Here is a 7,120-nt window from a genome sequence, read left to right on the forward strand (position 1 = left end):
GCGGCTGGCGACCAGCACGCCGCCGGTGTTGATCACGTCCTTGACCCGATCGGCGATGAACAGATAGCCCTCTTCGTCGAAGTAGCCGAGATCGCCGGAATGGAACCAGCCGCCGGCGAAGGCTTCGGCGGTCTGCTCGGGCTTTTCCCAGTAGCCAACGGTGAGATGCGGCGAGCGATGGATGATTTCGCCAAGCGTGCCGGTCGGGCAGTCGTTCATGTCTTCGTCGACGACTCGGGTCTCGACGTTGAACACCGGCCGGCCGCAGGACGCCGGACGGGCCTCGTGCTCGTGCGGCTTGAGCACCGTGGCCATCGGCGCGATCTCGGTCTGGCCGTAGCAGTTGTAGGGCTCGGCCTTTGGCAGGCGCTGACGCAGTTCCTGCAGCACCGGCACCGGCATGATCGAGGCGCCGTAATAGACCTTCTCGAGCGAGCTCAGATCGCGCTTGGCGAAATCCGGATGGCGCAGCAAGCTGATCCAGACCGTTGGCGGCGCGAAGAACGAAGTGATGCGCTCCTGCTCGATCAGCTCCAGCACGCGAGCCGGGGCCGGGCTTTCGATCAGCAGCACCAGCGCACCGGACAGCAGCTGCGGCATCGTGAACACGTGCATCTGGGCCGTGTGATAGAGCGGCAGCGCGGCGAGGTTGCGGTCGCGTTCCTTGAACTCGAGATCCTGAACGCAGGACTGGTACTCGAACAGGATGCCGACATGGGTGTGCGCCGCGCCCTTCGGCGCTGCCGTGGTGCCGGAGGTGTAGAGAATCTGGGCGACGCCGTGATCGTCGACCTCATATTCCACAGCCTGCGACGGCGTTTCGCTGCGGGCAATGCTCAGCAGATCCTGTCCCGGATCGCTGTGCAGACGACGCGATGGCGGGCACTGCGCGCCGAGCGCACCGGGCAGCACTTCGAGATGGGTTTCCAGATCGGGATCGCAAAGGATCAGCCGGGCGCCGGACTGGCGAACCAGATAGATCAGTTCGTCGCCGGTCAGCGCGTAGTTGATCGGCACGTGAATCGCACCAAGCCGGGCGCAGCCGAGCCAGGCGAGCAGATAGGCATCCGAGTTGCGGCCGTAGCAGAGCACGCGGTCGCCGGTGCGGATGCCCAGGCCGACATACCAGGCGGCGAGGCGATCGGCCGCCTGATCGAGTTCGGTGAAGGTCCAGCTGCGATCGTTGAAGCGCAGCGCGGTCTTGCCACGAAAGCGACGCGCGGTCCGGCGCAGCGCATCGCCCAGGGTATTGCGGCGGGCACGGACGATATCTGCAGGCAGAGGCTGGCTCACGGGTTTCTTTCTCGCAGTGTTGGAGGAGCGACGGGACGAAGCCGGCGCGTTATCTGAGCCATAACCTTAACCGCTGCAAGCTGAAGACAGAACCACCCGGTCGGGCAGTCGCTGTCGGTCACTCAGCGGGGTTTGCGGCTCAGCGCTTTGGCAGCACGTTTCAATCGGGATACCGGCGCCGCAGGCGAGGGCGCTTCGGGCTCGTCGACGACGCCATCGAGGCTTGCGCGCAGCGCGCGTGCAGTATCGAGGAAAGCCTGCAGCAGGGTCGAGTCATCGTCGTCACGACGATGGATCATGCACAGGTTGACGGTAGCGCGATCGGCCGTGCGCAGCGGAATCTGCACGGTGCCCGGCACCCGCAGATTGCAGCCGGAATCGGTCAGCAGGCTGAGGCCGAAACCGCTGGCGACGAGGCCGATGGCGGTGACCATGTCGTCGATCTCGTAGGCCACGTTGGGAGTGATCCGCTGGGCGCTGAACAGCCGCATCATTTCGTCGATGAAGCCGGGACGCGGGGCGCGCGGATAGAGGATCAGCGGCTCTTGGCCGATGTCCGTCAGGCTCAGCTCGCGGCGGCCGGCGAGGCGATGCTGGGCCGGCAGCACCACGTGCATGCGCTCGGTCTGGATCACTTCCCAGCGCAGATCGCTTTCATCGGCGAAATAACGGTTGAAGCCGACGCTGATCCGACGCTCGCGCAGCGCCTTGATCTGGCTGGCGCGGTCGAGGTTGTGCAGCACCAGTTCGACCTTGGGATGGCTGTCACGGAAGGCGTGAACGATCTTCGGGATCGCGCCCAGCACCGCCGAACCGAACACGCCGATATCGAGCCGGCCGATGCGCCCCTGTCCGGCCAGCCGCACGCGCTCGCCGGCCTGCTGGGCCAGCATCAGCAGGTTGCGGGCTTCCTCGTAGAACAGCTTGCCGGCAGCGGTCGGCTCGATGCCGCCGGCGCTACGCACCAGCAGCTGCACGCCGAGCGCGCTTTCCAGCATCTGCACGTGGCGGGTCAGCGGCGGCTGCGAGATGTGCAGCTTGAGCGCCGCGGCGCGGAAGCTGCGCTGCTCGACCACGGCGACGAAGCAGCTCAGCCGACGGAAGTCCATGAAGCTTGATGCCGCCATGTTTTCTCCTCCACACGGTCCGGAGCGATGCCGATCTTGTATCACCTGGGCCGGTCAAAGGTATTAGACGGATGCACGGCCTGCCACTAGTTTCGACGCCTAGTGCAAGGCGCAGCAAAACAGCGGAGGCGCGTGACATCGATGCCGATCATCCAGGTCAACATGCTCGAAGGCAGGACGGTCACCCAGAAGCGCGCCCTGCATGCTGCGCTGACCGAGGCCGCGGTGGCAGCACTCGGCGTGCCAAAGGATTCGGTGCGCGTGATGATCCACGAGCTTGGGCAGGAGCATTTCGCGCTGGCCGGGATCACCGCCGGCGAACTGCCGCTGTCGAAACGGCGTCGCGATACCAGCCCGGTCGCCGAGCTGGAGTTGGAAGCCGTATCGAAGTAGCGAAGCAGGAGCACCGATCCGCCACCAGAAGCGGACGGCCCCGTACAAGAACAAGTGCACAGAGATTGCGACGAGGAGATCACCGCATGACCGCAGCAAGCAGCAGCCTGCCTCCGGGTTTCGAGGAACTCGAAGGCTTCGTGTCGTACTGGGTGCTGGACAGCAACGACCAGCGCCGTGCCGCGCGTTCCACCGCCGAGATGGACGACATCCAGCGCTTCTACGACGCCATCGTCGCCCGCGCCGAACAGGCCATCGTCCACTGCGAACAGTTCACGCTCGGTCAGATGCCGCCGGCCAGCGAGCGCCTGTTCAAGCTGCTGCTGGCAATGAACCACGCGGCGATCGCGGTGGAGATGCACGGCGAACCGCGCGCCTTCGATTCGACCTGGCCGAGCGCGGTCAGGATCACCCAGGGTCCGTGGCCGCACGGCGGCCGCATCTGAACCGGAGCCAAGGAACATGAGTGCAGTGATCGAAAAGCCGGCGCAAACCCCGAACGCGGGGCGCCACGTCATCGACGAACAGAGCTTCACCCACGCCGCCGGTCTGTCGACCGGCCCGGTGTCGGTCGAGCCTTATCGCTCGCCCGCGTTCTTCGAACTGGAACGCGAACGCGTCTTCAAGCGCGCCTGGCTGTGCATCGGCCGGGTCGAACAGTTGCCTCAGGAGAACGCCTACTTCGTCAAGGACCTCGAGATCTGGAAGGCCTCGGTGCTGGTCACGCGCGGCAAGAACAACAAGATCCGCGCCTTCCACAACGTCTGCAGCCATCGCGGCAATCTGGTGGTCAACCAGACTTGTGGCGTGGCCGAGCGACTGGTCTGCCGCTATCACAACTGGCAATACAGGAACGATGGCGAGCTGATCGGCGTGCCGGATCAGAAGCATTTCTTCGATCTCGACAAAAAGACCTGCGGCCTGACGCCGATCAGCTGCGAAGTCTGGGAAGGCTTCATCTTCCTGAATCACCAGAGCAAGCCTGAAGTGTCACTGGCCGAATTCCTCGGCCCGTTCGGCACCCGCTATGCCGGCATCCCGTATTTCAATCTCGATGAGACGATCGTCATCCAGGCCGATTTCAAGGCCAACTGGAAGCTGATCGCCGATGCCTTCGCCGAGCCCTACCACGTGCCGAGCCTGCATCCGGCGACCTTGGCCCCGGGCTTTGCCCATCCCGAGCAGAACCGCTATGCGCGGCCGCTGAGCGCGATGGCGCACGGCATTCATCGTCACTTCTCGGCCTATGGCAATCCGGACTACGTACCGGCGCCGACCTCGAAGGTCGAGCAACTGGTCTACGTGCAAGACACCGGTGGCGTGCTGGGCGGCGATGACAGCGGCAACGCCGCCGCGCTGACCGCGCACCCGGCGATCAATCCGACCAAGGATCGTTCGTGGTCCGCCGACGTCACCTGGATCTTCCCGAACTTCAACATCGACTACTCCACCGGTGGCTTCTGGACCCACGAGTTCTGGCCGGTCGCCCACAACCGCACGCAGTGGACTCTGAAGATCTACATCCCGAAGACGATGTCGATCCGCCACCGCTTGCAACTCGAGCACTACGCCTGCCGCTGGGCCGAAGTGGTGCTGGAAGACGTCACCAACTGCGAGCGCATCCAGCGCGGGCTGGAAAGTGGCGCCAAGGACACGATGATCCTGCAGGACGCGGAGATGCTGATCCGCCACTCGCTGCATGTGCTGGACAAGTGGGTGAAGGCCGACCATGTGGCCGACGCCCTGAGCTGAAATCACGCTGAACAAGCTGCACGGCAGCGCCGGATCGCGACATCAGATCGCGACCGGCGCTGGCCGATAACGATAAAAACTATCTGGGAGGAGACGTCCGTGATCGACAAGAAGACTGCTGCAGTTGGCGATGAACCGCAGCTGCGCACCCGTCGCGCGCTGCTCAAGGGCTTGGCCGCCGGATCGGTTGCCGCGGCCGGCAGCCTGCCGTCGCTGAGCCATGCCGCCGGCCCTGCAGCGACCAAATGGACTGCTGAAGCCGATGTGCTGATCGTCGGCACCGGCATTGCCGGCACCGCTGCTGCACTGGCTGCGGCGAGCAAGGGCGCTTCGGTGATCATGCTCGAGAAGATGCCGTTCAAGGGCGGCACCACGGCGAAATCCGGTGGCGTGTTCTGGATTCCGGACAATGCCTGGCTGGCCTCGCAAGGCATTGCCGACAACCGCGCCGACGCGCTGCGCTACATGGTGCGGCTGTCGTATCCGCATCGCTATGTCGAGAGCGATGCGCTACTCGGCATCGGCCAGGCCGAATACGATCTGATCGCCACCTTCTTCGACAACGCCGCCAAGGTCGTGCGGACCTTGAGCGCCAGCACCGGCTTGAAGCCGATGCCCTGGTACACCTGGGAAGGCAAGCCGTTTCCGGACTATTACGCGCAGCTGCCGGAGTGCAAGGTGCCGCGCGGGCGTTCGCTGGTGCCGGACATCACCGGCCACGCGGAACGCATCGTCTGGCCGCAGAACGGCGGCGGCGGCGAGTCCCTGCTCTGGCAGTTGCAGCAGGGCTTCGACAAGCTGCCGATCCAGATGCTGCTCGAACATCAGGTGCAGGATCTGGTCCGTGACAATGCAGGCGGCGTCATCGGCCTGAAGGTCGATCGCGGCGATGCCGAGCCGGTGAACTTCCGCGCCAAGAAAGCGGTGATCTTCTGTTCCGGCGGCTTCACCCACAGTGTCGAGCTGAGCCGCGCCCATCTGAAGGGTCACATCTGGGGCGGTTGCGCCGCGCCCGGCAGCACCGGCGATTTCATCGCCATCGCCCAGAAAGCCGGTGCGGTGCTCGGCAACATGGCCAACGCCTGGTGGGGCCAGATCGCCGTCGAGGTCGCACTGAAGACCCGCAGCGTGCCGCAGGACATCTGGTCGACACCGGGCGACAGCATGATCCAGGTCAACCGCTACGGTCACCGCTGGGTCAATGAAAAGATCCAGTATGACGAACGCGCGCAGTCGCATTTCGTCTGGGACCCGGTCAAGGCCGAATACCCGAACCTGCTCGGCTTCATGATCTGGGACTCGCGCACCGCCAAGCACTTCGCCGGCTATGACCCAATCCCGGCGGCGAACGCCAAGCTCGATCACGTCATCGAAGGCAAGACGCTTGAAGAGCTCGCGAAGAACATCGAAAGCCGTCTGGCCGGCATCGCCGCCAAGACCGGCAATCTGAAGCTCGACAAGGCTTTCCTCGCCAATCTGAAAGCCAGCATCAAGCGCTATAACGGCTTTGCCAAGGCCGGGCGCGATCCGGACTTCTCGCGTGGCGAAGCGCCGATCGAAACCGCCTTCCATTTCATGGCAGTGCCGAAAGTCGCCAACCCGAACCCGAATCTGCTGATGCATCCGATCGCCGATGCCGGCCCTTACTACGCGACGATCGTCGGTGCCGGCACGCTCGATACCAAGGGCGGCCCGGTGGTCAATTCGCAGGGGCAGGTGCTTGATGCGCAGCGCAAGCCGATTCCGGGTCTGTATGCCGCCGGCAACTGCGTGGCGGCGCCGGCCGGTCAGGCCTACTGGGCCGGCGGCGGGACCATCGGCCCGGCAATGACCTTCGGTTATCTGGCCGGGACGGCGGCGCTGACCGAGCCGGTGCGCTCGGCATGAAGACCTCGATCGCGATCGGGCTGGGCTGCGCGCTGATCGCGACGGCTGCGTCTGCCGACGAGGCCGTCAGCTATCGCACTCAGATCCAGCCGATCTTCAACGCCCAGTGCGTGTACTGCCACGTCACCGGCGCCGAGAACGGTGGTCTCAATCTAGCTCGCGCAAGCTCGTACGCCAGTCTGGTCGGCGCCGCGAGCACGGAGTCACCGCTGCAACGGGTGACACCGGGCCAGCCGGACAAGAGCTACCTGTGGCACAAGCTGAACGGCACTCATGTCAGCGTCGGCGGTAGCGGCAACGCGATGCCGATGTCCGATCCGCCGCGTCTGCTCGAACCGGCTCAGCGGGCCTTGTTCAAGGCCTGGATCGAGGGCGGGGCGCCGAACAACTAGTTTCGAGGGCTTTCCCACGCAGGACTCTTGATCGGGCCTTGCGGCATTTTTCGGGGCGTCGTTATATGCTCATATATATAACGATTGAATAAGGGAAGTTTTCGTGCCTAACAAGCTTGCGCTCGCCGCTGCATCGGCGTGTTTTTCCGTGCTGTCCGTCGCTGCGCAGGAGTCGGCTTCGCCGCCCCCGGTCGCCGATGAGAAAGCGGCGGCCGACAGGAGCAATGCAGGCGAAGCCACTACGCTCGGCGAAGTGATCGTCACGGCTCGTCGCCG

General features: G+C 64.6%; 7 protein-coding genes. 5 read left to right on the top strand and 2 right to left on the bottom strand.

All coding sequences use genetic code 11. From position 1 onward, the window contains the following. Together Q0D45_RS19725 and Q0D45_RS19730 are read right to left on the bottom strand one after the other, a co-directional pair. Nucleotides 1-1,293, bottom strand: a 1,293-nt coding sequence (locus Q0D45_RS19725) for an AMP-binding protein (protein ID WP_293397074.1), incomplete at its 3' end; no start/stop codon positions are given. 122 nt (nucleotides 1,294-1,415) lie between these two features. Next, on the bottom strand, nucleotides 1,416-2,420 hold the full coding sequence (locus Q0D45_RS19730; RefSeq protein WP_293397076.1) for a LysR family transcriptional regulator: 1,005 nt from the start codon (nucleotides 2,418-2,420) through the stop codon (nucleotides 1,416-1,418). A gap of 132 nt (nucleotides 2,421-2,552) precedes the next feature. Here Q0D45_RS19730 and Q0D45_RS19735 point away from each other — a divergent pair, with 132 nt between their 5' ends. The 5 genes from Q0D45_RS19735 (at nucleotide 2,553) to Q0D45_RS19755 (ending at nucleotide 6,844) form a co-directional block, all read left to right on the top strand. Then, complete coding sequence (locus Q0D45_RS19735; RefSeq protein WP_293397079.1) at nucleotides 2,553-2,813, top strand: 2-hydroxymuconate tautomerase family protein; 261 nt, start codon at nucleotides 2,553-2,555, stop codon at nucleotides 2,811-2,813. Nucleotides 2,814-2,899: 86 nt separating this feature from the next. Beyond that, nucleotides 2,900-3,259: a hypothetical protein gene (locus tag Q0D45_RS19740; RefSeq protein WP_293397081.1), complete on the top strand. Its 360-nt coding sequence runs from the start codon at nucleotides 2,900-2,902 to the stop codon at nucleotides 3,257-3,259. A gap of 16 nt (nucleotides 3,260-3,275) precedes the next feature. Beyond that, nucleotides 3,276-4,565 carry an aromatic ring-hydroxylating dioxygenase subunit alpha gene (locus Q0D45_RS19745; protein ID WP_293397084.1) on the top strand — a complete coding sequence of 430 codons (1,290 nt, stop codon included), beginning with the start codon at nucleotides 3,276-3,278 and terminating at the stop codon, nucleotides 4,563-4,565. 99 nt (nucleotides 4,566-4,664) lie between these two features. Next, nucleotides 4,665-6,452, top strand: a complete 1,788-nt coding sequence (locus Q0D45_RS19750; RefSeq protein ID WP_293397086.1) for an FAD-dependent oxidoreductase — start codon at nucleotides 4,665-4,667, stop codon at nucleotides 6,450-6,452. Beyond that, on the top strand, nucleotides 6,449-6,844 hold the full coding sequence (locus Q0D45_RS19755; protein WP_293397089.1) for a c-type cytochrome domain-containing protein: 396 nt from the start codon (nucleotides 6,449-6,451) through the stop codon (nucleotides 6,842-6,844). Before Q0D45_RS19750 ends, Q0D45_RS19755 begins: the two co-directional genes overlap by 4 nt. Nucleotides 6,845-7,120 lie beyond the last annotated feature (276 nt).

It is taken from the genome of Nevskia sp. (assembly GCF_023266035.1).
In the GTDB taxonomy this organism is placed as follows: Bacteria; Pseudomonadota; Gammaproteobacteria; order Nevskiales; family Nevskiaceae; genus Nevskia.